The organism is Actinosynnema sp. NPDC050436, from assembly GCF_040655415.1.
Lineage (GTDB): Bacteria > Actinomycetota > Actinomycetes > Mycobacteriales > Pseudonocardiaceae > Actinosynnema.
Genome location: NZ_JBFAJV010000010.1, coordinates 323532 through 346726, shown reverse-complemented (window position 1 = coordinate 346726; position 23195 = coordinate 323532). Strand labels below are relative to the sequence as shown.

Annotated in this window: 24 protein-coding genes and 1 rRNA gene; 19 read left to right on the top strand and 6 right to left on the bottom strand. The window is 72.9% G+C overall.

Annotated features, from left to right (window positions below; all coding sequences use genetic code 11):
- Positions 1 to 94, top strand: a 5S ribosomal RNA gene (gene rrf, locus AB0I60_RS24860); the annotation flags it as partial.
- Between the two features lie 87 nt (positions 95 to 181).
- On the opposite strand, the gene AB0I60_RS24855 is transcribed toward rrf, so the two are convergent.
- Positions 182 to 1744 carry a hypothetical protein gene (locus AB0I60_RS24855; protein WP_360733362.1) on the bottom strand — a complete coding sequence of 521 codons (1563 nt, stop codon included), beginning with the start codon at positions 1742 to 1744 and terminating at the stop codon, positions 182 to 184.
- A 45-nt stretch (positions 1745 to 1789) separates the two neighbouring features.
- On the opposite strand from AB0I60_RS24855, the gene AB0I60_RS24850 reads away from it, so the two are divergent.
- The 11 genes from AB0I60_RS24850 to AB0I60_RS24800 all read left to right on the top strand — a co-directional run bounded on the left by AB0I60_RS24850 (position 1790) and on the right by AB0I60_RS24800 (position 11501).
- Positions 1790 to 2524 carry a hypothetical protein gene (locus AB0I60_RS24850; RefSeq protein WP_360733360.1) on the top strand — a complete coding sequence of 245 codons (735 nt, stop codon included), beginning with the start codon at positions 1790 to 1792 and terminating at the stop codon, positions 2522 to 2524.
- 134 nt (positions 2525 to 2658) lie between these two features.
- Positions 2659 to 3444, top strand: coding sequence for an HAD-IIA family hydrolase (locus tag AB0I60_RS24845; RefSeq protein WP_360733358.1), 786 nt, complete (start codon positions 2659 to 2661; stop codon positions 3442 to 3444).
- 4 nt (positions 3445 to 3448) lie between these two features.
- On the top strand, positions 3449 to 3622 hold the full coding sequence (locus AB0I60_RS24840; protein ID WP_360733356.1) for a hypothetical protein: 174 nt from the start codon (positions 3449 to 3451) through the stop codon (positions 3620 to 3622).
- 4 nt (positions 3623 to 3626) lie between these two features.
- Positions 3627 to 4433: a TlyA family RNA methyltransferase gene (locus AB0I60_RS24835; protein WP_360733354.1), complete on the top strand. Its 807-nt coding sequence runs from the start codon at positions 3627 to 3629 to the stop codon at positions 4431 to 4433.
- A 131-nt stretch (positions 4434 to 4564) separates the two neighbouring features.
- Positions 4565 to 5464 carry an NAD kinase gene (locus tag AB0I60_RS24830; protein WP_360733352.1) on the top strand — a complete coding sequence of 300 codons (900 nt, stop codon included), beginning with the start codon at positions 4565 to 4567 and terminating at the stop codon, positions 5462 to 5464.
- A gap of 69 nt (positions 5465 to 5533) precedes the next feature.
- On the top strand, positions 5534 to 7312 hold the full coding sequence (gene recN, locus AB0I60_RS24825; RefSeq protein ID WP_360733350.1) for a DNA repair protein RecN: 1779 nt from the start codon (positions 5534 to 5536) through the stop codon (positions 7310 to 7312).
- Positions 7309 to 8004: a hypothetical protein gene (locus AB0I60_RS24820; protein WP_360733348.1), complete on the top strand. Its 696-nt coding sequence runs from the start codon at positions 7309 to 7311 to the stop codon at positions 8002 to 8004. The genes recN and AB0I60_RS24820 overlap by 4 nt, the downstream gene beginning before the upstream one ends.
- Positions 8001 to 8612, top strand: coding sequence for a hypothetical protein (locus tag AB0I60_RS24815; protein ID WP_360733346.1), 612 nt, complete (start codon positions 8001 to 8003; stop codon positions 8610 to 8612). Before AB0I60_RS24820 ends, AB0I60_RS24815 begins: the two co-directional genes overlap by 4 nt.
- Positions 8609 to 9310, top strand: coding sequence for a hypothetical protein (locus tag AB0I60_RS24810; protein ID WP_360733344.1), 702 nt, complete (start codon positions 8609 to 8611; stop codon positions 9308 to 9310). The genes AB0I60_RS24815 and AB0I60_RS24810 overlap by 4 nt, the downstream gene beginning before the upstream one ends.
- Before the next feature lie 71 nt (positions 9311 to 9381).
- Positions 9382 to 10566, top strand: coding sequence for a putative cytokinetic ring protein SteA (gene steA, locus AB0I60_RS24805; RefSeq protein WP_360733342.1), 1185 nt, complete (start codon positions 9382 to 9384; stop codon positions 10564 to 10566).
- Positions 10563 to 11501, top strand: coding sequence for a copper transporter (locus AB0I60_RS24800; protein WP_360733340.1), 939 nt, complete (start codon positions 10563 to 10565; stop codon positions 11499 to 11501). Before steA ends, AB0I60_RS24800 begins: the two co-directional genes overlap by 4 nt.
- A gap of 884 nt (positions 11502 to 12385) precedes the next feature.
- Here AB0I60_RS24800 and AB0I60_RS24795 read toward each other — a convergent pair.
- The gene (locus AB0I60_RS24795; protein WP_360733338.1) at positions 12386 to 12934 is read right to left on the bottom strand and encodes a MarR family transcriptional regulator; all 549 of its coding nucleotides are present in this window, start codon (positions 12932 to 12934) and stop codon (positions 12386 to 12388) included.
- A 62-nt stretch (positions 12935 to 12996) separates the two neighbouring features.
- Between AB0I60_RS24795 and AB0I60_RS24790 the strand changes: the two genes are divergently transcribed.
- Positions 12997 to 13365 carry a VOC family protein gene (locus AB0I60_RS24790; protein ID WP_360733336.1) on the top strand — a complete coding sequence of 123 codons (369 nt, stop codon included), beginning with the start codon at positions 12997 to 12999 and terminating at the stop codon, positions 13363 to 13365.
- A gap of 145 nt (positions 13366 to 13510) precedes the next feature.
- On the opposite strand, the gene AB0I60_RS24785 is transcribed toward AB0I60_RS24790, so the two are convergent.
- The 3 genes from AB0I60_RS24785 to AB0I60_RS24775 form a co-directional block, all read right to left on the bottom strand.
- A complete protein-coding gene (locus AB0I60_RS24785) occupies positions 13511 to 15907 on the bottom strand; it encodes an excinuclease ABC subunit UvrA (RefSeq protein ID WP_360733334.1) in 2397 nt (798 codons plus the stop codon).
- A 66-nt stretch (positions 15908 to 15973) separates the two neighbouring features.
- Complete coding sequence (locus AB0I60_RS24780) at positions 15974 to 16384, bottom strand: VOC family protein (RefSeq protein WP_360733332.1); 411 nt, start codon at positions 16382 to 16384, stop codon at positions 15974 to 15976.
- 10 nt (positions 16385 to 16394) lie between these two features.
- On the bottom strand, positions 16395 to 16835 hold the full coding sequence (locus AB0I60_RS24775; RefSeq protein ID WP_360733330.1) for a helix-turn-helix transcriptional regulator: 441 nt from the start codon (positions 16833 to 16835) through the stop codon (positions 16395 to 16397).
- A 370-nt stretch (positions 16836 to 17205) separates the two neighbouring features.
- Between AB0I60_RS24775 and AB0I60_RS24770 the strand changes: the two genes are divergently transcribed.
- The 3 genes from AB0I60_RS24770 (at position 17206) to AB0I60_RS24760 (ending at position 20065) form a co-directional block, all read left to right on the top strand.
- A complete protein-coding gene (locus tag AB0I60_RS24770) occupies positions 17206 to 18897 on the top strand; it encodes a CTP synthase (RefSeq protein ID WP_360733328.1) in 1692 nt (563 codons plus the stop codon).
- Positions 18894 to 19508 carry an NUDIX hydrolase gene (locus tag AB0I60_RS24765; RefSeq protein WP_360733326.1) on the top strand — a complete coding sequence of 205 codons (615 nt, stop codon included), beginning with the start codon at positions 18894 to 18896 and terminating at the stop codon, positions 19506 to 19508. The genes AB0I60_RS24770 and AB0I60_RS24765 overlap by 4 nt, the downstream gene beginning before the upstream one ends.
- A 185-nt stretch (positions 19509 to 19693) precedes the next feature.
- The gene (locus AB0I60_RS24760) at positions 19694 to 20065 is read left to right on the top strand and encodes a DUF2752 domain-containing protein (RefSeq protein ID WP_360733324.1); all 372 of its coding nucleotides are present in this window, start codon (positions 19694 to 19696) and stop codon (positions 20063 to 20065) included.
- Between the two features lie 10 nt (positions 20066 to 20075).
- On the opposite strand, the gene AB0I60_RS24755 is transcribed toward AB0I60_RS24760, so the two are convergent.
- Complete coding sequence (locus AB0I60_RS24755) at positions 20076 to 20636, bottom strand: DUF1707 domain-containing protein (protein ID WP_360733322.1); 561 nt, start codon at positions 20634 to 20636, stop codon at positions 20076 to 20078.
- A 68-nt stretch (positions 20637 to 20704) separates the two neighbouring features.
- On the opposite strand from AB0I60_RS24755, the gene ald reads away from it, so the two are divergent.
- The 3 genes from ald to AB0I60_RS24740 all read left to right on the top strand — a co-directional run bounded on the left by ald (position 20705) and on the right by AB0I60_RS24740 (position 23180).
- A complete protein-coding gene (ald, locus tag AB0I60_RS24750; protein ID WP_360733320.1) occupies positions 20705 to 21814 on the top strand; it encodes an alanine dehydrogenase in 1110 nt (369 codons plus the stop codon).
- On the top strand, positions 21811 to 22722 hold the full coding sequence (gene xerD, locus AB0I60_RS24745; RefSeq protein WP_360733318.1) for a site-specific tyrosine recombinase XerD: 912 nt from the start codon (positions 21811 to 21813) through the stop codon (positions 22720 to 22722). The genes ald and xerD overlap by 4 nt, the downstream gene beginning before the upstream one ends.
- A 137-nt stretch (positions 22723 to 22859) precedes the next feature.
- Positions 22860 to 23180: a metalloregulator ArsR/SmtB family transcription factor gene (locus AB0I60_RS24740; RefSeq protein ID WP_360733316.1), complete on the top strand. Its 321-nt coding sequence runs from the start codon at positions 22860 to 22862 to the stop codon at positions 23178 to 23180.
- Positions 23181 to 23195: the final 15 nt, after the last annotated feature.

Genomic DNA, 23195 nt, shown 5'->3' with positions numbered 1-23195 from the left:
AACACCCGGTCCCATTCCGAACCCGGTAGTTAAGCCTTCCAGCGCCGATGGTACTGCACTCGTGAGGGTGTGGGAGAGTAGGACGCCGCCGAACAATCTTTCCCTGAAAGGGCTTGTGGTGGGGGCACATCGAGATGTGCTCAAACCGCAAGCCCTTTCGGCGTGTCCACAGTAGGAGGAGTTACAGGTGTCGAGGTTCGGGGACCGTCCAGGCGACCGCCAGCGTGGCCAGGGAGACCGACCGCGCCGTTCCGAAGGTGGCCGTGCCGAGGGAGGCCGCAAGCCCAGCGGCGGTCGAGACAGCAGCAGCCGGGACAGCGCCGGTCGCGACCGGGGTGGTCGGGACAGCGGCGGGCGTGACCGGGGCCGTGACTACACCGGCCGCGACAACGCCGGGCGTGACGGCAGCAGGAACGACCGTGGCGGCTACCCCCGCCGCGACGACAACAGGCCGAGCTTCGACCGCAACCGCGACGACCGCAACCGCGACGACCGCCCGCGTGGTGGCGAGCCGCGTCGTGAGTACCGGCCGCGTGACGACCGCGGCAGCTACAACCGCGACGACAACAACCGGCGCGAGGGTTTCCGGCGTGACGACAACCGCTCGGACCGCCCGCGTTCGGACAGGTCTTTCTCCGACCGGCCGCGCTACGACAAGCCGCGCGACGACCGGGGTGGCTACAACCGCTCGGGCGGCGACGACCGCAGCTCCGGCAGCCGGTTCGGCGGCAACCGCACTGGTGACAACCGCAGCGGCGAGCGCCGTGAGTTCAAGCCCCGCGACGACCGGGGTGGCTACAAGCCCCGCGATGACCGTGGCGGCTATCAGTCCCGGGACAACCGGGGTGGTCACCAATCCCGGGATGACCGTGGCGGTTACCAGTCGCGCGACAGTCGCGGTGGCTACCAGTCCCGGGACAGCCGCAGTGACAGCCGCAGCGACAACCGCGGTGGCGAGCGCCGGGAGTTCCGGCCGCGTGACGATCGCGGTGGGTACCAGCCTCGGGACAACCGGGGTGGCGGTGAGCGTCGGGAGTACCGCCCTCGTGACGACCGTGGCGGTGAGCGCCGTGACTTCCGTCCGCGCGATGACCGTGGTGGTGAGCGCCGTGAGTACCGCCCCCGTGACGACCGGGGTGGTGAGCAGCGCCGGGAGTTCCGGCCGCGTGACGACCGTGGTGGTTACCAGTCGCGGGACAACCGTGGCAGTGGCGACCGGCGCGAGTACAAGCCGCGTGACGATCGAGGGGGCTACCCCCGGCGTGACGACCGTGGCGGGTTCCGCCGTGACGATCGGCGCGATGACCGGCGTGACGATCGCCGGGACGACCGCCGCGATGTCAGGCGCGATGACCGCCGGGACGCCCCTCGGAACGACCGCAAGGACTTCAAGCGGGACGAGCGGAGCCGTGATCGGGCTGCGCGGTTCCAGGAACGGGCGTCGCAGGCTCCCGACACTTCCGGCACCCAGTCGTCCGCTCCGGACGCCTCCGCTGATGAGGTCGTCGAGTCGGCCGTCTTGGCCGATGGCACGGTCGTGGTCGACGGGGCGTCCTCTGACGCGGGCGTCTCGGCCGTTGCGGAGTCGGTGAGCGCGTCCGAGCAGCAGGCGAGCGCCTCCGCCGACACTGACCAGGACGACACCGATCACGGCGACACCGACCAGGACGACGTCGAGGACTCGGCCGGTGAGTCGGATGACGTTCCGGTCGACGCTGACGACCGTGCTGATGACCGCGATCACGAGCTCGACTCCGAGCGGGAGCCCGAGCACGAGACCGGTGCCGGGGTGAACGGTGTGGAGCCCGGCAACGCGGAGCAGCGGCGGGACGACAGCCCGGAGTTCACGCGGGCTCGTGCGCCGGAACTACCCGAGGACGCCGACATCTCCATCCTCGACCCCGAGGTGAAGCAGGAGCTGCGCGGTCTGCCCAAGGGGCTCGCCGAGATCGTCGGGCGGCACCTCGCGGCGGCCGGGATCCTGATCGACAGCGAGCCCGAACTCGCCCTGGAGCACGCCCGCTACGCGCGCACCAAGGCCGCGCGGGTCGGTGTCGTCCGGGAAGCCGCCGGGCTCACCGCCTACTACGCCGGCGAGTGGGCGGAGGCGCTGTCCGAGCTGCGCGCGGCGCGGCGGATGACGCACGGTGCCGGGCACCTCGCCGTCATGGCCGACTGCGAGCGCGCCCTGGGCCGTCCCGAACGCGCCATCGAGCTGGCCCGCGAGGCCCAGGGGGCCGCGCTGGACCCCGAGGACGCGGTGGAGCTGCGGATCGTCGCGGCCGGTGCCCGGCGCGACATGGGGCAGCTGGACGCGTCGGTGGTCGCCCTCCAGGGTGACGACCTGGACCCGAAGCGGCGGGACCCGTGGAGCGCCCGGCTGTTCTACGCCTACGCCGACAACCTCGCCGCCGCCGGTCGCACCGACGAGGCCGTGAAGTGGTTCCTCAACGCGGCCCAGGCCGACGACGACAACGAGACCGACGCCGCCGAGCGCGCGTTCGACCTCAGCCCCCAGGACTGACCGGGGACCGGGGCCGCGTTCGGCCTCGGGGACCGGTTCGGGGCAGGATTGACCGGGACAGCGGCCCGTCCGATCGCGGGCGGGCCGCTGTCGTGTCCGGGTGTTCCGACGGGTGTTCCGACGATGGGGGAACCGTGCTGCTCGACCGCTATGACGCCCTGCTCCTCGACCTCGACGGCACGGTCTACCGGGGTCGGGACGCCGTGCCCGGCGCGGCGGAGGCGGTCGCGGGTGCCCGTGGCCGGGGGATCGGCATCCGGTTCGTCACCAACAACGCCTCCCGGTCGCCGCGTGACGTCGCCGACCACCTGACCGACATCGGGTTCCGGGCCGCCGTGGACGAGGTGAGCACGAGCGCGCAGGCGGCTGCGGCGATGCTGCTCGACCTCGTGCCCGCCGGGTCCGACGTCCTCGTGCTGGGCACGGAGGCGCTGGCCGACGAGGTGCGCGGGTGCGGGTTCACGCCCGTGCGGGCCGCCGAAGGCGCCCTGGCCGTCGTGCAGGGGCTGTCGCAGGACCTCGGCTGGCGCGAGCTGGCCGAAGCGGCGCTGGCGATCCGGGCGGGCGCGCACTGGGTGGCGTGCAACGTCGACGCGACCCTGCCCACCGAACGGGGCCTGCTGCCCGGCAACGGGTCGCTGGTCGCCGCGCTCAAGACCGCCACCGGGGCCGAACCGCTGGTGGCCGGCAAGCCCGCGACCCCGCTGCTGGAGCAGGCCGCCGAGTCGCTGGGCGCGCAGCGCCCGCTGGTGGTCGGCGACCGGCTGGACACCGACGTCCTGGGTGCGGTGAACGCCGGTCTGGACTCGCTGCTCGTGCTCACCGGGGTGTCGACCGAAGCCGACGTCGCGGAGCTGCCGGAGCGCCTTCGGCCCACGTACGTGGCGGCGGACCTGTCGGTCCTCGATCGGCTACCGTGAAACGGTGAACTCCGAGGTTCCCCTCCCCGGGCCGCCGCGCGACCCGGTGGTCGGCATCGACGCCGCGCTCGCCGCGCTGGACGGGCTGGAGCAGCTCGACGTGGCCGAGCACGTGGCCCGCTTCGACCACGCGCACACCGCCTTGACGGCGGCGCTGGCCGACATCGACAAGGTGTGACCCGGTGCCGCGCAGGGCTCGGCTGGACGCCGAACTGGTCCGTCGCGGGCTGGCCCGGTCACGGGAGCACGCGAGCCAACTGGTCGCCGACGGCCGGGTGACGATCCGGGGCACGGTCGCCACGAAACCCGCGACCGCCGTCGAACTGGACACCGCGCTGGTGGTGCGCGAGACCGACGACCCGAACTGGGCGTCGCGGGGCGCGCACAAGCTGGTCGGCGCGCTGGCCCGGTTCCCGGACATCGCGGTCGAGGGTCGCCGCTGCCTGGACGCGGGCGCGTCCACCGGCGGGTTCACCGACGTGCTGCTGCGCGGTGGTGCCCGCCAGGTGGTGGCGGCGGACGTGGGCCGGGGGCTGCTGGACTGGCGGCTGCGCACCGACGACCGGGTCGTGGTCAAGGACAAGACCAACGTGCGGGCGCTGACGCCGGAGGACATCGGCGGCCCGGTCGACCTGGTGGTCGCGGACCTCTCGTTCATCTCGCTGAGGCTGGTGCTGCCCGCGCTGGCCGCGTGCCTGGACGAGGGGGGCGATCTGCTGCCGATGGTGAAACCCCAGTTCGAGGTGGGCAAGGAGCGGCTCGGGTCGGGCGGTGTCGTCCGCGATCCGGAGTTGCGCGCCGAGGCGGTGCTCGACGTCGTGGCGGCTGCGGCGGCGATCGGCCTGCGGCTGCACGGCGTGACGGCGAGCCCGCTGCCCGGTCCGTCCGGCAACGTGGAGTTCTTCGCGTGGCTGCGGCGGGGCGAGCCGGTGGACGCCGAGGCGGCCGGGGCGATGGTGCGCGCGGCCGTGGCGGAAGGCCCCCGGTGACCGGGGACCCGGCGTTCGGGAGCGCCGCTGCCGAGGGTGGTGCTCCCGGAGGCGTCAGGCCGGCGGGCGCGGGGTCGGCGGGTGTCGGGTCGGCGGGCGCGGGGCCCTGTGGCGCCGCGTCTGCGGGCGAGGTGGCGGGGGATCGGGAGATCCTGCTCGTCGTGCACACCGGTCGGCCCAGCAACGTGCTGGTCGCGCAGGAGGTGGCGCGGCGGTTCGCGGCGGCGGGGGTGCGGTTGCGGGTGCTCAAGGACGAGGCGGCCGACCTCGACCGGTCGTGCTACGCGCAGGTCGTGACCGCCGACGACAACGCCGCCGAGGGCACCGAGCTGGTGTTCGTGCTCGGCGGTGACGGCACGCTGCTGCGCGCTTCGGAGCTGGCGCGCGCGGCGGGCGTCCCGGTGCTCGGGGTGAACCTGGGCCGGGTCGGGTTCCTCGCCGAGGCCGATTCCGACGCGCTGTTCGAGGCGATCACCCACGTCATCGAGCGCACCTACGAGGTCGAGGAGCGGATGACGGTGGACATCACCGCGTCCGTGGACGGCGAGGTCCTGGCGGGCACGTGGGCGCTGAACGAGGCGAGCGTCGAGAAGAGTTCGCGGGAACGGATCCTGGACGTCGTGGTGGAGGTCGACGGCCGGCCGGTGTCGGCGTTCGGCTGCGACGGCGTGCTGGTGGCGACCCCGACCGGGTCCACGGCGTACGCGTTCTCGGCGGGCGGGCCGGTGGTGTGGCCGGACGTGCACGCGCTGCTGGTGGTGCCGTCGAACGCGCACGCGCTGTTCGCCCGGCCGCTGGTCGTGTCGCCGACGTCCGTGGTCGCGCTGGAGATCGACCCCGGCGGGCACCCGGCCGTGCTGTGCGCGGACGGGCGGCGCACGGTGGTGCTGCCGGCGGGCGCGCGGGTCGAGGTCAGGGGCGGCGCGACGCCGCTGCGGCTGGTCCGGCTGCGCGAGGGCCCGTTCACGGATCGGCTGGTGGAGAAGTTCTCGCTGCCGGTCCAGGGGTGGCGCGGTCCGCCTGCCGAGTAGAACACCTGTTCGCCCGACACCCGCACCCGAATGCACCGGACCCGCCGGTCGCCCAGTAGTGTGCGCGCTGTGCTGGCCGAGATGCGCATCCAGGGCCTCGGTGTGATCGACGAGGCCACCCTTGAGCTCGCCGAGGGCTTCACCGTCGTGACGGGGGAGACCGGCGCGGGCAAGACCATGGTCGTCACGGGCCTCCACCTGCTCGGTGGCGGCCGGGCGGAGGCGTCCCGCGTGCGCAACGGCGCGGACAAGGCCATCGTCGAGGGGCGCTTCCAAGCGCCCGCCGGCAGCCCGGCCGCGAAGGTCGCCGAGGAGGTCGGGGGTGAACCCGACGACGACGGCAGCGTGATCGCCGTCCGCACCGTGGGCTCCGACGGCCGGTCCCGCGCCCACCTGGGCGGCCGGTCGGTGCCGGTGGGGGTGCTGGCCGAGCTGGCCGAGCAGCTCCTCGCCGTGCACGGGCAGAACGACCAGCTCCGGCTGCTGCGGCCGACCGAGCAGCGCGCGGTGCTGGACCGGTTCGCGGGCGACGACGTCGGCGCACCGCTGCGCAAGTACCAGAAGATCCGCGACGAGTGGCTGAAGGTCGCCGCCGAGCACACCGAGCGCACCGAGCGGGCGCGGGAGCTGGCGCGCGAGGCCGAGCTGCTGCGGCACGGGCTCACCGAGATCACCGCCGTCGACCCCAAGTCCGGCGAGGACGTCGAGCTGACCGACGAGGCCCGCCGGCTGGCCGACGCCGACCAGTTGCGCGAAGCCGCGTCCGGCGCGCAGTACGCGGTGGCGGGCTCGCCGGACGGCGACCCGGACACGCCGGGCGCGCTCGGCCTGATCGGCGAAGCGCGCCGCCGGCTCGCGTCCTCCGAGGACCCGAAGCTGCGCGACCTGGAGCCCCGCCTGGTCGAGGCGGAGACGCTGCTGGTCGACGTGGGCGCGGAGATCGCCTCCTACCTGGAGCACCTGGACGCCGACCCGGCGCGGTTGGAGCACGTGCTCGCCCGGCAGGCCGAGCTGAAGGCGCTGACCCGCAAGTACGCCGCCGACGTGGACGGCGTGATCGCGTGGGCGGCCGACGCGTCGTCGCGGCTGTCCGGGCTGGACACCTCGGACGAGGCGCTGGCCGCGCTGGCCGCGCGCCGCGACGCGCTGGCCGTCGAGCTGGCGGGCTACGCCGAGCAGGTGACCTCGGAGCGCACGTCCGCCGCCGAGGAGCTGGGCAAGGCCGTGTCCGAGGAGCTGACCGGGCTGGCCATGCCGCACGCGAACGTCGAGGTGGTGGTCCGCCCGAGGGTCGCCGAGGCGGGTGACCCGCAGGCCGTGACGGTCGGCGGCCGGCCGCTGCACGCGGGCGCGTCCGGCGTGGACGACGTGGAGCTGCGGCTCATCGCCCACCCCGGTGCGCCCGCGCTGCCCGTGCACAAGGGGGCGTCGGGCGGCGAGCTGTCCCGGGTGATGCTCGCGCTGGAGGTCGTGCTGTCGCACTCCGACCCGGTGCCCACCCTGGTGTTCGACGAGGTCGACGCGGGCGTGGGCGGGCGCGCGGCGGTCGAGGTGGGCCGCCGGCTGGCCCGGCTGGCGCGCAGCCACCAGGTCATCGTGGTCACCCACCTGCCGCAGGTCGCCGCGTTCGCCGACCGGCACCTGGTGGTCGACAAGACCGCCGACGGCGTGCTGACCCGCTCCGGGGTGCGCGTCCTGGACGAGTCGCAGCGCGTGGTCGAGCTGGCGCGGATGCTGGCGGGCATGGACTCCACCGACACCGGCCGGGCGCACGCCGAGGAGCTGCTGGCCGCCGCGAAGGCCGACAAGGACAGCGTCCCGGTGGTGCGGCGGAAGAAGAAGAAATGAGCCGGAGGGCGTTGGGGGTCGTCCTCGCCGTGATCGCCGCCGTGACCTCGGTCGTGGCGACGTTCCTGCCGTTCAGCTGGATCGGCACCGGGCGCGGTGCCAGCCGGTTCGGTTTCACCACCACGGGGTGGGGCGCATACAGCGAGCCCGCCGAGCTGGGCGGTGACGGCCCGGAGGCGCAGACCGGCGTGCCGGTGGTGATCGCCGCCGTGCTGCTCGTGGTGGCCGCGACCCTGGTGTTCCTGCCGTTCCACCAGCGGCAGGCCGGCCGGTACACGGCGATCGCCGCGACCGGGCTGCTCGTCGGGTCGGTGTGGACCACGTTCATCGTCATCTCGGCGCGGCTGTCCCCGGCCTTCCGCGACCCGAGGGCCGGGGTCGAGTACGAGTACGGGGTGGGGCTGTGGCTGCTGGTGGCCGCGTGCGCGGTGGCGGTCCTCGCCTCGGTGTACCTGCACGCCAAGCCGCCGGAGCCGGTGGCGGCGGGAGCGGTCGTGCACCGGGTGGACGCTGACGCGGGCGCCGGCGTGGACGTCGACACCCCGCCGTTCGGGATCTCGGTGCCCGTGCTGCCCGAGGGCTACCTCGCGCCGCCGGCCCCCGGTGCCGCTCCGGGCACACCGGCCGGTGGAGTGCCGGGTGGCGTGCCCGGTGGCGTGTCCGGTGCCGTCCCGCCGGAGCGGACCGCGTGACCCGCCGGGTGCTGGGCGTCGTGGCGCTGCTGATCGCCGCGCCGCTGGTGTTCGCCGGCACGTTCCTGCCCCTCTACGACCAGGTGTGGGACCTGGGCGGCCCTACGCCGACGACGATGACGATCACGCAGACGTCGTGGGACGTGCGCACCGACAACGGCGAAGAGGTGATGGGTCGGCGCGCGCTCTACGGCGTGCCGATGGTCATCGGGGCGCTGCTGATGGTGCTCGGCGCGCTGAGGGTCGGCGCGCTGTGGGGGCGGCTGACCGCGTTCGCGGGTTCCCTGCTCCTGCTCGGCAGCACGTGGGCGGTCGCGCAGTCGGTGTTCGCGATGACCCTGTCCGAGCCGACGAGGGACCTGCCCCTCACGGCGACGACCGGCCTCGGCATGGTCCTGCTGCTGGTGGCGAGCGTGCTCGCCGTCGCGGGCGGCCTCGCCGTTCAGGAGTGGCCACCGCGCGCACCCCGCCCCGAAGGTCCCGTCGTCTACCAGGTCGACGGCGATGACGACGACACGCCGCCGTTCGGCATCCCCGTCGCCGAACTGCCGGACCCGTCCGCGACCCCGGCGGAGGGGACCGGCCCGGGAGGGCGGACCGCGCCGTGACGCGCAAGGTGCTGGGCGTGGTCGCGCTGGCCGTGGGCGCGCTGCTGGTGTTCGCGGGCTCGTGGCAGGAGCTGCTCCGGCTGGAGGGACCGGCCGGGCCGGGCTCGGCCGGGATCGCGCTGACCCCGTGGAGCATCGAGAACCGGTCCGGCCGGACCCGGTCGCCGAACGGCGTGGACAGCCCCCAGTGGGGGTACGCGCTGGTCCTGGCCGGCGGGCTGGCCGCGTTCGCCGCCGTGGCGCTGGTGCGCTCACCCCGGCTCGCGGCGCTCGGCCGGCTGGCGGCGGCGCTGGCCGTCGGTCTGGTCGGGGCGACGGCGTGGGCGGCGTACACCACGATCACCACGCTGCTCAGCGGCCCGCGCGAACCGTCGTCCCGGTTCCAGTGGGTGGTCGGTTCGGGCCTGTGGACGCTGGCCACGGCGTGCCTGGTGCTGCTGGTGGGCGCGGTGCTGGCACTGGAGTGGCCCCCGCGCGCGCCGCGCCCGGAAGGTCCCGTGGTGTACCAGGTGGACGGCGACGACGACCACACCCCACCGTTCGGCATCCTCCTCCCGCCCACCGCCCTCGGCGCTGCCGACGCCCCGTCTGCTGCCGATCCGTCTCCTCCCGGTCCTGCGGCTTCTACTCCTCCTGTCGCTCGTACGGGCGAAGAAAATCCCCCCACCGGGGGTAATCCGTCCACTGTGGAGCCGTGACCTGGCTGACCGGCCCGGACCCCTCGGCGTGTTAGCCCGGAACCGGCCGCGACGTGAGTCACCATCGGGTAATGAAGCTCTCCGGGTTGCTCAGCCGCACGAACCACGACCTGCCAGGTGTCACCGGCGTCGCGCGGGTCGATCGTCGGTCCGGTGACCTGCTGCGGCGGCTCAGTCCCGGCGACATCGCCGTGCTGGACCACGTCGACATCGACCGCCGCACCGCCGAGGCGCTGCTCAGCGCCGAGGTCGTCGGGGTGGTGAACGCGTCGCCGTCCATCTCCGGCCGGTTCCCCAACCTCGGCCCGGAGCTGCTGGTCGAGGCCGGCGTCCCGCTGGTCGACGGCGTCGGCACCGGGGTGCTGCGCGAGCTCAAGGACGGCACCAGGCTGCGGCTGCACGAGGGCGTGGTCTACGCGGGCGACAAGGAGGTCGGGCGCGGCGTCGAGCAGAGCGCCGAGTCCATCGCCGACGCGATGATCGAGGCGAAGGCCGGCATGGCCGCGCAACTGGAGGCGTTCTCCGCGAACACCATCGAGTTCCTGCGCCGCGAACGCGCCCTCCTCCTCGACGGCATCGGCGTGCCCGAGGTGTTCGTCCCGGTCCGCGACCGCCAGGTGCTGGTCGTCGCGGGCGGCCCGCAGCACGCCGAGGAGCTGCGGAGGCTGCGCAAGTACATCCGCGAGTACCGGCCGGTGCTGATCGGCGTCGACGCGGGCGCGGACACCCTGCACGACGCCGGGTACAAGCCGGACGTCATCGTCGGCGACCCGGACGGCATCGGCACCGCCGCGTTGAAGGCCGGCGCTGAGGTCGTGGTGCCCGCGCAGACCGACGGCCACGCGCCCGGCCTGGAGCGCATCCAGGACCTGGGGATCGGTGCGGTGACGTTCCCCGCGACCGGCAACGCGGAGGACCTGGCGCTGCTGCTGGCCGAGGCGCACGGCGCGTCGCTGGTCGTGACGGTCGGGTTGCGGGCCGGGTTGCGCGAGTTCCTCGACCGGGGCCACTCGGGTTCCAACCCGTCCACGTTCCTGACCAGGTTGAAGCTCGGCAGCAAGCTGGTGGACGGCGAGGCGGTCGCCACGCTGCACCGCAGCCGGGTGTCACTCGGCGTGATGCTGCTGCTGGTGCTCGCGGCCGTGGTCGCCATGGTGGCGGCGCTGGCGGTGTCCGGGGTGGGGCAGGTGTACGTGGACGTGGCGGTGGACGGCTTCCGGTCCGTTGTCGACTGGTTCAAGGGGCTCTTCTCATGATCTCTGTGCGGTACCACATCGTCTCGATCACGGCGGTCTTCCTGGCGCTGGCCGTCGGGGTCGTCCTCGGGTCGACCGCGATCAGCAGCAGGCTGCTGTCCGGGCTGACCGACGACAACTCGTCGCTGGGCAAGGAAGTCGCGGATCTGCAGGCGTCGCAGAACGGGTTGAACGCGAAACTGGCGGACGCGGACCGCTTCGCGACGTCGGTCGGCCCGTTGGCGGTGAAAGGACTGCTGACCGACCGGACGGTGGTGCTGGTGACGACCGCCGACGCGAAACCGAACGACCGCGACGCGCTGGTGGAACTGCTGCGGGCGTCCGGCGCGACGATGACCGGTGAGCTGCAACTGACGGACGCGTTCGCGGACCCGAAGAAGGCCGACCAGTTGCGCGACCTGGTGGCCCGCCTGCAACCTGCGGGCACCCAACTCCCCACCGGCGGCGACCCGGGCACGCGCGCGGGAGGGCTGCTGGGGGCGTTGCTGCTGCTGAACAAGGACAACAACCAGCCCCAGTCGACGCCGGACGAGAGCGCGGCGGCCCTGGCGGGACTGTCGACGGCGGGTTTCGTGAAGCCCGGCCAGGGCCTGCGCCCCGCGCAACTGGCGGTGGTCCTGACCGGGGGGTCGGCATCCGGCGACTCGGCCGGTGACCGGGCCGCCACGACGGCCAGGTTCGCCACCCAACTGGACCGTTCGGGAGCGGGGACCGTGCTGGTGGGCGGCGAGAACTCGGCGAACGGCACGGGCGCGGTGGGCGTGGTGCGGGCGGACACGGCGGCGACGTCGGTCCTGTCGACCGTGGACAACATCGACACGGCTGCCGGTCGAGTCGTGGCGGTGTTGGCGTTGAGGGAACAGTTGGAGGGGAAATCGGGCAGGTACGGGGTGGCGGGCAACGCCGAATCCCCGGCACCTGGCGTGGTGGGATAGTGTGGGGAATGGCGAAGTCGGAATCAACGCGATTTGAGCAGACGTCGCTCGAATTGGCGAAGGGCTTCGAGATGCGGCACTAAGTGGGGCTGTTGTTCGTTGCCGTAAATAAACGGCCACGCCCTGCGGCACCCCACGTCTGTCCGGCCATGGTCGCTCCAGTCTTGGCTCCGGTGGACAGCGGCACTTGCGGTCGGTAGCGGAGAATTCCGGTGATGAGTGGCGGAGACCTCCGGTGATTGGCGGAGATCTGCGGCCGTCCCCGAATTCGTGTGCTCGATTGCTCCTCGGTCGGGCGCGGGTCGTCGGCGTACGTCGGAAGCGGGACGTACGCCGGTAGGTGAGACGTGGAGCGGATGGCGAGATGTGCGACGAGGCGTCGGCGGGCTGCGAGACGTCGGCTGCGCTGTGAGGCGTCGGCCGGGCTGCGAGACGTTGGCTGGGCTGTGAGGCGTCGGCCGGGCTGCGAGACTTCGGCTGGGCAGTGAGGCGGCGGCCGGGCAGCGAGACTTCGGCTGGGCAGTGAGGCGGCGGCCGGGCAGCGAGACTTCGGCTGGGCAGTGAGGCGGCGGCTGCGCATGGCTGCGCGGTGGCGATGAGCGTGTGGTCCGCTGGGAGCGATGCGTTGACGGCGGCGGACGGCAGGCCGCTCGCCGGGGAGAAGTTGTGCGGGCGACGCAAGTCCGTTGGCCGGTGAGTCGCTTGCTGATGGGTGACTTACTGATGGGTGACTTACTGATGGGTGGAGCGTCCGAGCGGTAGCGCCAGTCGGTGCCGCCGCTCGCGGAGCGCGCGTCGGGCGGTCGCGGGGGGCGCGCTTCGCCGACGAAGGGCGGGTTCCTGTTGCGGCTGCCGCTTGGGTTGGGTGAGTGGTGGGGCTGGGACTACGGGGCGGTGTTGTCGTCGCGTAGGGAGCGGATCATGGTTCGTAGGAGTTTTGTTGCCTCTGCCTGTTCGGTTGTGGTCATGGCGGAGAGCATTTTCAGCTCGACGGATCGGACGGCCGTGGTTGCCTTTTTCAGGCTTTGTCGGCCGCGCGGGGTCAGGCGGGTGGGGAGGGCCTTGCCCACGGGGGCTTCTGCGGGCCTGGTTACGTAGCCGTTTCGTTCCAGGGACTGGAGGAGGACGTTCATCGTTTGGCGGGTCACGAACGCGCCCCGGGCCAGGTCCGAGTTCGACAGGCCCGGTCGTTGGGCCAGCAGTTCCAGGCAGGAGTAGTGCGTGATGTTCATGCCCAGCGGGCGCAGTACTTCTTCCATGGCTGTGCGCAGGGCGCTTGACGCCTCTTTGAGCAGGTAAGCCGGGGACGTCGCCAGATCGATGCCGTTGGCCCCAACGTCATCAGCCCTGATGTCGTCGGCTGCGGGGTTGTCGGCTGCAAGGTTGTCGGATGCGTCGGGGGGTGCAGCGTCGCGGACACCGTCTTGACTCATGTCAGGATTCTGACATAGCGTGGAGCGTGTCAGGAAGCTGACACGTAACTGAGGGGATCGCCATGCCCGCCACCGGACCCGACTTCATCTCGCTGCAAGCGCGCGACCTCGACGCCTCGCAGGCGTTCTACGAGCAGTACCTCGGACTCGTCCGCTCGCCGACCGGGCCGCCGCACGCCGTCGTCTTCGAGACGAAGCCGATCGCGTTCGCGCTCCGCGACGTCATCCCCGGCACCGATCTCGCATCCGCCGCCCACCCGGGCTTCGGTGCCGCGATCTGGCTGCACGCCACGGACGTCCAGGCCATCCACGACGCCCTGGTCGCCGACGGGCACACCATCGTCTCCGCGCCGATCGACGGCCCCTTCGGGCGGACGTTCACCTTCGCCGACCCCGACGGCTATCGGATCACCCTGCACGACCGCGCCTGAGTGGATGGTCGGACGAGCGCGGACGGCTGAGAGATCGACGGCTGAGAGAGATCGACGGCTGGGAGAGATCTGGGGTGGGGCCGCTCGGAGCGTGAGCAGGAGCTAGGGGGAAGCGGAAGGGCGAGCGGCCCCACCCCGGAGGGAGTCAAGCGCCCACGTACGCGGCCAGGTGCTGAGCGGTCAGGGTGGTGTTCGCGGCCACCAGGTCCGCCGGCGTTCCCTCGAACACCACCCGGCCCCCGTCGTGGCCCGCCCCGGGGCCCAGGTCGATGATCCAGTCCGCGTGGGCCATCACGGCCTGGTGGTGTTCCACCACGATCACCGACTTGCCCGAGTCGACCAGGCGGTCCAGCAGGGACAGCAGTTGTTCCACGTCTGCCAGGTGCAGGCCGGCGGTCGGCTCGTCCAGGACGTAGGTGCCGCCCTTCTCCGCCATGTGCGTGGCCAGTTTGAGGCGCTGGCGCTCGCCACCCGACAGGGTGGTCAGCGGCTGGCCCAGGCTCAGGTAGCCCAGCCCGACGTCGGCCAGCCTGGTCAGGATCGCGTGCGCGGCCGGGGTGTGGGTGTCGCCCTGGCCGAAGAAGTCCTTCGCCTCGGTCACCGACATGGCCAGGACCTCGCTGATGTCACGGCCGCCGAAGTGGTGCTCCAGCACCGACGCCTCGAACCGCTTGCCCTCGCACTCCTCGCACGTGGTGGAGACGCCCGCCATCATGCCCAGGTCCGTGTAGACCACGCCCGCGCCGTTGCAGTTCGGGCACGCGCCCTCCGAGTTGGCGCTGAACAGCGCCGGCTTCACGCCGTTGGCCTTGGCGAACGCCTTGCGGATCGGGTCGAGCAGGCCCGTGTACGTCGCCGGGTTGCTGCGGCGGGAGCCCCGGATCGCTCCCTGGTCCACCGACACCACGCCCGCGCCGGCGGGGATCGAGCCGTGGACCAGGCTGCTCTTGCCCGAGCCCGCCACGCCGGTCACCACGACCAGCACGCCGAGCGGGATGTCGACGTCCACGTCGCGCAGGTTGTGCGTGGACGCGCCCCGGATCTCCAGCGCGCCCTTCGGCTCCCGCACCACCTCCTTGACCGACGCCCGGTCGTCGAAGTGCCGGCCGGTGATGGTGTCGGACGCCCGCAGGCCGTCCACCGTGCCTTCGAAGCACACCGTGCCGCCGCCGGTCCCCGCGCCCGGACCGAGGTCGACGACGTGGTCGGCGATGGCGATCGTCTCGGGCTTGTGCTCCACGACCAGCACCGTGTTGCCCTTGTCCCGCAACCGCAGCAGGAGGTTGTTCATCCGCTGGATGTCGTGCGGGTGCAGGCCGGTGGTGGGCTCGTCGAACACGTAGGTGACGTCGGTGAGCGACGACCCCAGGTGGCGGATCATCTTGACGCGCTGCGCCTCGCCGCCCGACAGCGTGCCCGACGCGCGGTCCAGGGACAGGTAGCCCAGGCCGATCTCCACGAATGACCGGAGCGTGTGGTGCAGGGTGGCGAGCAGCGGCGCGACCGACGGCTCGTCGAGGCCGCCGACCCACTCGGCCAGGTCGCTGATCTGCATCGCGCACGCGTCGGCGATGGAGATCCCGGCGACCTTGGACGACCGCGCGCCCTCGCTGAGCCGGGTGCCGTCGCACTCCGGGCAGGTGGCGAAGGTGACCGCGCGGTCCACGAACGCCCGGATGTGCGGTTGCAGCGACTCCTTGTCCTTGGACAGGAACGACTTCTGGATCTTCGGGATCAGGCCCTCGTAAGTGAGGTTGACGCCGTCGACCTTGACCTTGACCGGGTCCTTGTAGAGGAAGTCGTTGAGCTCCCGCTTGGTGTACTTGCGGATGGGCTTGTCAGGGTCCACGAAGCCGGACTCGGCGTAGACCCGCACCGTCCAGAAGCTGTCCGACTTCCAGCCGGGGATGGTGAACGCGCCCTCGGACAGCGACTTGGAGTCGTCGTAGAGCTGGGTGAGGTCGATGTCGGACACCGAGCCCCGGCCCTCGCACCGGGGGCACATGCCGCCGGTCACGCTGAAGCTGCGCCGCTCCTTCACGGTCTTCCCGGCGCGCTCCATGGTGACCGCGCCCGCGCCGCTGATCGAGGCGACGTTGAACGAGAACGCCTGGGGCGAGCCGATGTGGGGCTGGCCGATCCGGCTGAACAGGATGCGCAGCATCGCGTTGGCGTCGGTGGCGGTGCCGACGGTGGACCGGGGGTCGCCGCCCATCCGCTGCTGGTCCACGACGATCGCGGTGGTGAGGCCGTCGAGCACGTCGACCTCGGGTCGCGCCAGGGTGGGCATGAAGCCCTGCACGAACGCGCTGTAGGTCTCGTTGATCATCCGCTGCGACTCGGCGGCGATCGTGCCGAACACGAGCGAGCTCTTGCCGGAGCCGGATACACCCGTGAACACCGTCAGCCTGCGCTTCGGGAGTTCGACGCTGATGTCCTTGAGGTTGTTCACGCGCGCGCCGTGCACGCGGATCAGGTCGTGGCTGTCGGCTTCGTGCAGCTCGGGTGCCTGCGGTTCGGGTGCCTTGGGCTTCCTGGCCATGCTCGTCGTGTCTCCATCGAAGGGGGAGGTGGCCGCCCGGGGTGCGGCCACCGGCGGTATCAGGGCTCAGCGCACTTCCTGGATGCGGACCAGGTTGCCCGCCGGGTCGCGGAACGCGCAGTCGCGGATGCCGTAGGGCTGGTCGGTCGGCTCCTGGACCACCTCGGCGTCACCCGCCTGGACGCGGGCGAAGGTCTCGTCGAGGTCCTTGGTGGCCAGGTTGATGGCGGCGAAGGTGCCCTTGGCCATCATCTCGGCGACGGTGCGGCGCTCGTCCTCGGTGATGCCGGGGTCGGCGGCCGGCGGGTGCAGCACGATGGACGTGCCGGGCTGGTCCACGGGGCCGACGGTGATCCAGTGCACGCCGCCGTACTCGACGTCGTTGCGGACCTCGAAGCCGAGGGTGTCGCGGTAGAAGGCGAGGGTCTCGGCCGCGTCGTTGTGCGGGAGGAACGCCTGGTGAATGGTGATGTCCATGGCGGCCACACTAAGTCGGGGCGGGGTACCGCGCTTCTCGATTCCTGACCGGTCGGGTCACCTGCTTGGCCACGCACGCCGGCATCCCGTCGGTCGCCTGCGCGGCCCGGGTTCGGTAGGTGCTGGGCGGCACGCCGACCAGCTCGGTGAAGCGGGTGCTGAAGGTGCCCAGCGACGAGCAGCCGACGGCGAAGCAGACCTCGGTGACGCTCAGGTCGCCCCGGCGCAGCAGGGTCATCGCGCGTTCGATGCGCCGGGTCATCAGGTAGCCGTACGGTGACTCGCCGTAGGCGTTGCGGAACTCGCGGCTGAGGTGGCCGGCGGACATGTGGGCGCCCCGGGCGAGGGCCTCGACGTCGAGCGGCTGCGCGTACTCCCGGTCGATCCGGTCGCGGACGCGTCGCAGCCGCGCGAGGTCGCGCAGTTGGTCGGCGGCGGATTTGCTCGTCACCCGCGCGATCGTGCCACATCGCAGGGGTCGCGGGAGGTGTTGTCGGGACGGTCGCGGGGCCGGTTCGGCGGGTGTTCGGGGCACGGTGACGGGGCGGTCGCGCGGTGTGCCCGGCGGGGGCATGAGCGGGGCGTCCGGGTGCTGTCGCGGGTAGTGGTCGCGGGCGGGTGACGCCGGGGGGTGCGGCGCGCGGTCGGCGGGGTCGTTCCCGCTGGTCGGGGCGGGGGCGTGCCCCCACTGTCGTGGCTAGGCCATCCGAGTGATGGCCGGGGGTACCGCCAGCGCGCTGGGTGACCGGCGGCGTGTTAGCGTTAGGGCCCGTGGACAGGGCCGCTCGCCCTGCGGAACTTTCAGACCACGGGGAGCCTCCTTGGTGCTTCAGGCACGTACGACCAAGCACGTTTTCGTCACCGGGGGCGTGGCCTCCTCCCTGGGCAAGGGACTCACCGCCTCCAGCCTCGGTCAGCTGCTGACCGCCCGTGGCCTGCGGGTGACCATGCAGAAGCTGGACCCGTACCTCAACGTGGACCCCGGCACGATGAACCCCTTCCAGCACGGCGAGGTGTTCGTCACCGACGACGGCGCGGAGACCGACCTCGACATCGGCCACTACGAGCGGTTCCTCTCCCGGGACCTGTCCGGCGACGCCAACGTCACCACCGGCCAGGTGTACTCCGAGGTGATCGCCAAGGAGCGGCGCGGCGAGTACCTCGGCGACACGGTCCAGGTGATCCCGCACATCACCGACGAGATCAAGCGGCGCATCCGGGCGATGGCCGAGCCCGACGCCGACGGCGCGGTGCCCGACGTCGTCATCACCGAGGTCGGCGGGACCGTGGGCGACATCGAGTCGCTGCCGTTCCTCGAAGCCGCCCGGCAGGTCCGGCACGACGTGGGCCGCGACAACGTGTTCTTCCTGCACGTGTCGCTGGTGCCCTACCTCGCGCCGTCCGGTGAGCTCAAGACCAAGCCGACGCAGCACTCGGTCGCCGCGCTGCGCAACATCGGCATCCAGCCCGACGCGATCGTGTGCCGGGCGGACCGGGAGATCCCGGACGCGCTCAAGCGCAAGATCGGCCTGATGTGCGACGTGGACACCGAGGCCGTGGTCGCCGCCGTGGACGCGCCGTCGATCTACGACATCCCCAAGGTGCTGCACGGCGAGGTCCTCGACGCCTACGTGGTGCGCCGGCTCGGGCTGCCGTTCCGCGACGTGGACTGGACGGTGTGGGGCGACCTGCTCGACCGCGTGCACAACCCGTCCGAGCGGGTGCGGATCGGCCTGGTCGGCAAGTACGTCGACCTGCCGGACGCCTACCTGTCGGTGACCGAGGCGCTGCGCGCCGGCGGGTTCGCCAACCACGCCAAGGTCGAGGTCGTCTGGGTGCCGTCCGACGAGTGCCAGACGCCCACGGGCGCGGCGCACGCGCTGGCCGGGCTCGACGGCGTGCTGATCCCCGGCGGGTTCGGGGTGCGCGGCATCGAGGGCAAGATCGGCGCGATCACCCACGCGCGCACCCGGGGCATCCCGCTGCTGGGGCTGTGCCTGGGGTTGCAGTGCCTGGTGATCGAGGCGGCGCGCAACCTCGCGGGCATCGCCGACGCGAACTCGGCCGAGTTCGACGAGTCCGGGTCGCCGGTGATCAGCACCATGGCCGACCAGCAGGACGTGGTGTCCGGGCAGCGCGACATGGGCGGCACGATGCGGCTGGGCGCGTACCCGGCGAAGCTCGCGCCGGGGTCGCAGGTGGCGCGCGCGTACGGCTCGGGCGAGGTGTCCGAGCGGCACCGCCACCGCTACGAGGTGAACAACGCCTACCGGGACGAGCTGGCCAAGGCCGGGCTGGTGTTCTCCGGGACGTCGCCGGACGGGCGGCTGGTCGAGTTCGTGGAGCTGCCCGGTGAGGTGCACCCGTTCTTCGTCGCCACCCAGGCGCACCCGGAGCTGAAGAGCCGGCCGACCAGGCCGCACCCGCTGTTCGCGGCGTTCGTGCGGGCGGCGCTGGACTACCGGCTCGCCGACCGGCTGCCGCTGCCGGAGACCGCGGGGGCCGCCAAGTGAGGCACGAGTTCACCACCGTCTCCTCGCGGGACGTGCACATCGGGCGGGTCGTCGGGCTGCGGGTGGACGAGGTCGCCATGCCCGGCGGCGGCACCGCGCGGCGCGAGGTCGTCGAGCACCTCGGCGCGGTCGCGGTCGCGGCGGTGGACGCGGACGGCCGCGTCACGCTGATCCACCAGTACCGGCACCCGCTGGGCAAGCGGCTCTGGGAGCTGCCGGCCGGGCTGCTCGACGCGCCGTCGGAGCAGCCCGTGGAGGCCGCCCGGCGCGAGCTGGTCGAGGAGGTCGGGCTCGCCGCCGAGGAGTGGCTGACGCTGGTCGACGTCGCCGCGTCGCCGGGGTTCACCGACGAGGTGGTGCGGGTTTTCCTGGCCCGGGGGCTGTCGGAGGTCGAGCGGCAGCCGATGGGCGAGGAGGAGGCGGACCTGGAGGTGCGGCGGGTCTCGCTGGACGACGCGGTGGCGATGGCGCTGGCCGGCGAGATCGTGAACGGCGCGGCCGTGGCCGGCGTGCTCGCCGCGCAGGCGGTGCTGGCGGGCCGGGCGCACGGCCGCCCGGCGGACGCGCCGTTCGAGGACCGCCCGACGCGGTTCGCCTCCCGCGACCGCTGACCGGGGCACGGGTCCGAGCGTCGGACCGCCGCCCGCGAGGGGACTCGCGGGCGGCGCACGTGCGGACAACAGCGCGGAGAACAGCGCGGGGAACGGGCCGGGCTCCGGGCCGCCGCGCACGGGCGGAGGTCGCGGGCGGCGCACGCGCGAAGGGTGCGGCGGGCCGGTGCGGGACAATGGCGGGCATGGGTGTGCGCGGACCGGTTGCGGTCGCGGTGGCGGCCGTGGGGGCCGGGGTGGGGCTGCTGTTCTCCGACCCCGGCGGGGCCGGGTCGTGGTGGCCCGCTTGTCCGCTCTACGCGCTGACCGGGATCCAGTGCCCCGCCTGCGGGTCCACGCGGATGGTGCACGCCCTGCTGCACGGCGACCTGGCCGCCGCGTGGCGGTTCAACGCCGTGATGCTGGTCGCCGGCCTGCCGCTGCTGGCGTGGCTGTGGGTGCGCTGGTTGCGGTCCGCGCGCCGGGGCGAGCGCACGCCGCCGCTGCCCGCGAAGGTCGGCGTGCCGGTGGTGGCGCTCGCGGTGGTGTGGATGCTGGTCCGCAACCTGGCCTGGTGACCCCGGCGGCTCAGTCGCGCAGCTTGCGGCCCTGGCTGTCGGTGCCGCCGTTGACCAGCAGGATGATCCCGTCGATCAGCGACCAGATCCCGCACCCGCCGCAGGTCAGCAGCTGCGCCACGCCGATGCCGGTGTCCCCGATGTAGAACCGCCCGATGCCGAACGGCAGCACCAGTTGCAGCACGCCGGCGGCGATGCGGGACTTGTCCGACAACGGTTGGCCGGTCAGCGGGTCCAGCCCGTAGGGCGCGTTCGGCGGGAAGCCGGGCGGCGGGCCGTAGCCGTGGTTCGGGGTGGCGTACCCCTTCGACGCGTACCCCGGCGGCGGGGTGGCGTAGTCGGTCGGCGGCGCGTAGTACGTCTGCGGCGGCGGCTGGAGCTGGGGGTGGGGCTGCGGCAGGTCGTGGAACAGCGCCATCAGCTCGGCGGCGGTCTCGGCGGCGGTGGCGTAGCCGACCCGCTGCTCGTACTCGCCGATCTCCAGGCGGCCCGCCGCGAAGTGGTCGTTGAGCGCGCTGATGGCCGCTTCGCGCTGCTGGTTGCCGATGCGCACCTGGTGGGGTTCCGACACACCGCGAACGCTAACAGCCCGGGCGCTCCTGTTCAGCCGGAACCCGCCGGTCGACCTACGCTGACCTGGTGTTGGTCGGAATCCCTCGGGAGCGCAAGAACCAGGAACACCGGGTGGCGATGACCCCGGCGGGCGTGGTCGAGCTGGTCCGGCGCGGCCACCAGGTGCTGGTGGAGGCCGGGGCCGGGGTGGGCAGCGCGATCCCGGACGTCGAGTTCGCTGCCGCCGGCGCGCGGATCGCGCCCACCGCCGACGACGTGTGGGGCGCGGCCGAGCTGGTCCTCAAGGTCAAGGAGCCGGTCGCCGACGAGTACCACCTCATGCGGCCCGGCCAGACCCTGTTCACCTACCTGCACCTCGCCGCCGACGCCGAGTGCACGCGGGCGGTGGTGGCGTCGGGCGTCGACGCCATCGCCTACGAGACGGTCCAGCTGCCGGACGGCTCGCTGCCGCTGCTCGCGCCGATGAGCGAGGTCGCCGGGCGGATGGCCGCGCAGGTCGGCGCGCACTGCCTGGAGCGCAACCAGGGCGGTCGCGGCGTGCTGCTCGGCGGCGTGCCGGGCGTCCCGGCGGGCAAGGTCGTGGTGCTCGGGGCGGGTGTCGCGGGGATGAGCGCCGCCGCGATCGCGCTCGGGATGCAGGCCGAGGTGGTGGTGCTGGACACCAACGTGAACCGGCTGCGGCAGATCGACTTCACCTATCGGGGGCACCTCCAGACCGTGGCGAGCAACGCCTACGAGGTGGAGAAGGCGTGCCGGTGGGCCGACCTGGTGATCGGGGCGGTGCTGGTGCCGGGTGCCAGGGCACCGAAGCTGGTGGACAACCACCTGGTGTCGACCATGCGGGCCGGTTCGGTCCTGGTGGACGTGGCGGTCGACCAGGGCGGCTGCTTCGCCGACTCGCGCCCCACCACGCACGACGACCCGACCTTCCGGGTGCACGGTTCGCTGTTCTACTGCGTGGCGAACATGCCCGGAGCCGTACCGCACACCTCGACGTGGGCCCTGGCGAACGTCACACTGCCCTACGTGACCGCACTGGCGGACAAGGGTTTCCGGTCGGCCGTGGCGGACGACCCGGCGCTGGCGAAGGGCGTGAACGCGGTGCGCGGCACGATCGTGCAGGCCGAGGTGGCCAAGGCCCACAACCTGCCGCACGTGCCGCTGGCGCAGTTGTGAGCGCCCGCAGCGCGCGGGAGGCGATCACCGCGTTCCTCGACCACCTGGCGGTGGAGCGCGGCACGTCCCGCAACACGCTCGACTCCTACGCCCGCGACCTGCGCCGGTACGCGGAGCACCTGGACGCCCACGGCGTGGACCGGCTCGCCGGCGTGACCGAGGCGCTGGTGGGGGAGTTCCTGGCCGGGCTGCGGGAGTCCGGGCTGGCCGAGGCGTCCGCTGCGCGCGCCCTGGTCGCGGTGCGCGGCCTGCACCGGTTCGCCCACCGGGAGGGGCTCGCCCCCGACGACCCGGCGCGCGCCGTGCGCCCGCCGACCCCGCCGCGCCGGCTGCCCAAGGCGCTGCCGGTGGACGACGTGCTGCGGCTGCTGGACGTGCCCGGCGGCGATGCGCCCGCCGCGCTGCGCGACCGGGCTTTGCTGGAGCTGCTGTACTCCAGCGGCGCGCGGATCTCCGAGGTGGTCGGGCTGGACGTGGACGACGTCGACACCGCCGAGCGGACCGTGCTGCTGGACGGCAAGGGCGGCCGGCAGCGGCTGGTGCCGGTGGGCCGGCCGGCGCTGGCCGCGCTGGAGTCCTACCTGGTGCGCGCCCGCCCCGCCCTGGCCAAGCGCGGCACGCCCGCGCTGTTCCTCAACGCCCGGGGCGGCCGGCTGTCCCGGCAGACGGCGTGGCAGGTGCTCAAGACGGCGGCGGAGCGGGCGGGCCTCGCCGCCGGAGTCTCGCCGCACACGCTGCGGCACTCGTTCGCCACCCACCTGCTGGAGGGCGGCGCGGACGTGCGGGTGGTGCAGGAGCTGCTCGGCCACGCCTCGGTGACCACCACGCAGGTCTACACCCTGGTCACCGTCACCACGCTGCGCGAGGTCTACGCGACCGCCCACCCGCGTGCGACGGGAGGAACGTGAGGCATCCGCGAGTACTGTGGGCCACCACGCTCGGACGTCAGCCTTTCGGGTGACATTTCGAGGGGGTGACATCCCGCAGCCGACCACGTAGAACACAAGCCCCACCCCGGACGCGACAAGCTGGAGGAGCCGTGCCGGTGCCGAACATCGACGAGCCGGGACCCACCGACATCGAGCTCGGCGCGGTGCTGCACGCGCTGAGCGACCCCACCAGGCTGGCCGTCGTGCTCCAGGTCGAGTCGGCCGGCGAGCGCTGCTGCGGGGCGCTCGCGGTGGACGTGGCCAAGTCGACGCTGTCGCAGCACCTGCGGGTGCTGCGCGAGGCGGGCATCACCCGGACCAGGGCGTGCGGCAACCAGCGGTGGGTGTCGCTGCGCCGGGAGGACCTGGACGCGCTGTTCCCGGGCCTGCTCGACGTGGTGCTCAAGGCGGCGGACCGGACCGCGCTCGCGCGGTGAGAACTCCCGCGCCCG

Coding starts and splice junctions, on each gene's coding strand:
- AB0I60_RS24820 (WP_360733348.1), top strand. CDS start 7,309: ATGAGCCGGAGGGCGTTGGGGGTCGTCCTCGCCGTGATCGCCGCCGTG.
- steA (WP_360733342.1), top strand. CDS start 9,382: ATGAAGCTCTCCGGGTTGCTCAGCCGCACGAACCACGACCTGCCAGGT.
- AB0I60_RS24800 (WP_360733340.1), top strand. CDS start 10,563: ATGATCTCTGTGCGGTACCACATCGTCTCGATCACGGCGGTCTTCCTG.
- AB0I60_RS24795 (WP_360733338.1), bottom strand. CDS start 12,934: ATGAGTCAAGACGGTGTCCGCGACGCTGCACCCCCCGACGCATCCGAC.
- AB0I60_RS24790 (WP_360733336.1), top strand. CDS start 12,997: ATGCCCGCCACCGGACCCGACTTCATCTCGCTGCAAGCGCGCGACCTC.
- AB0I60_RS24785 (WP_360733334.1), bottom strand. CDS start 15,907: ATGGCCAGGAAGCCCAAGGCACCCGAACCGCAGGCACCCGAGCTGCAC.
- AB0I60_RS24780 (WP_360733332.1), bottom strand. CDS start 16,384: ATGGACATCACCATTCACCAGGCGTTCCTCCCGCACAACGACGCGGCC.
- AB0I60_RS24760 (WP_360733324.1), top strand. CDS start 19,694: ATGGGTGTGCGCGGACCGGTTGCGGTCGCGGTGGCGGCCGTGGGGGCC.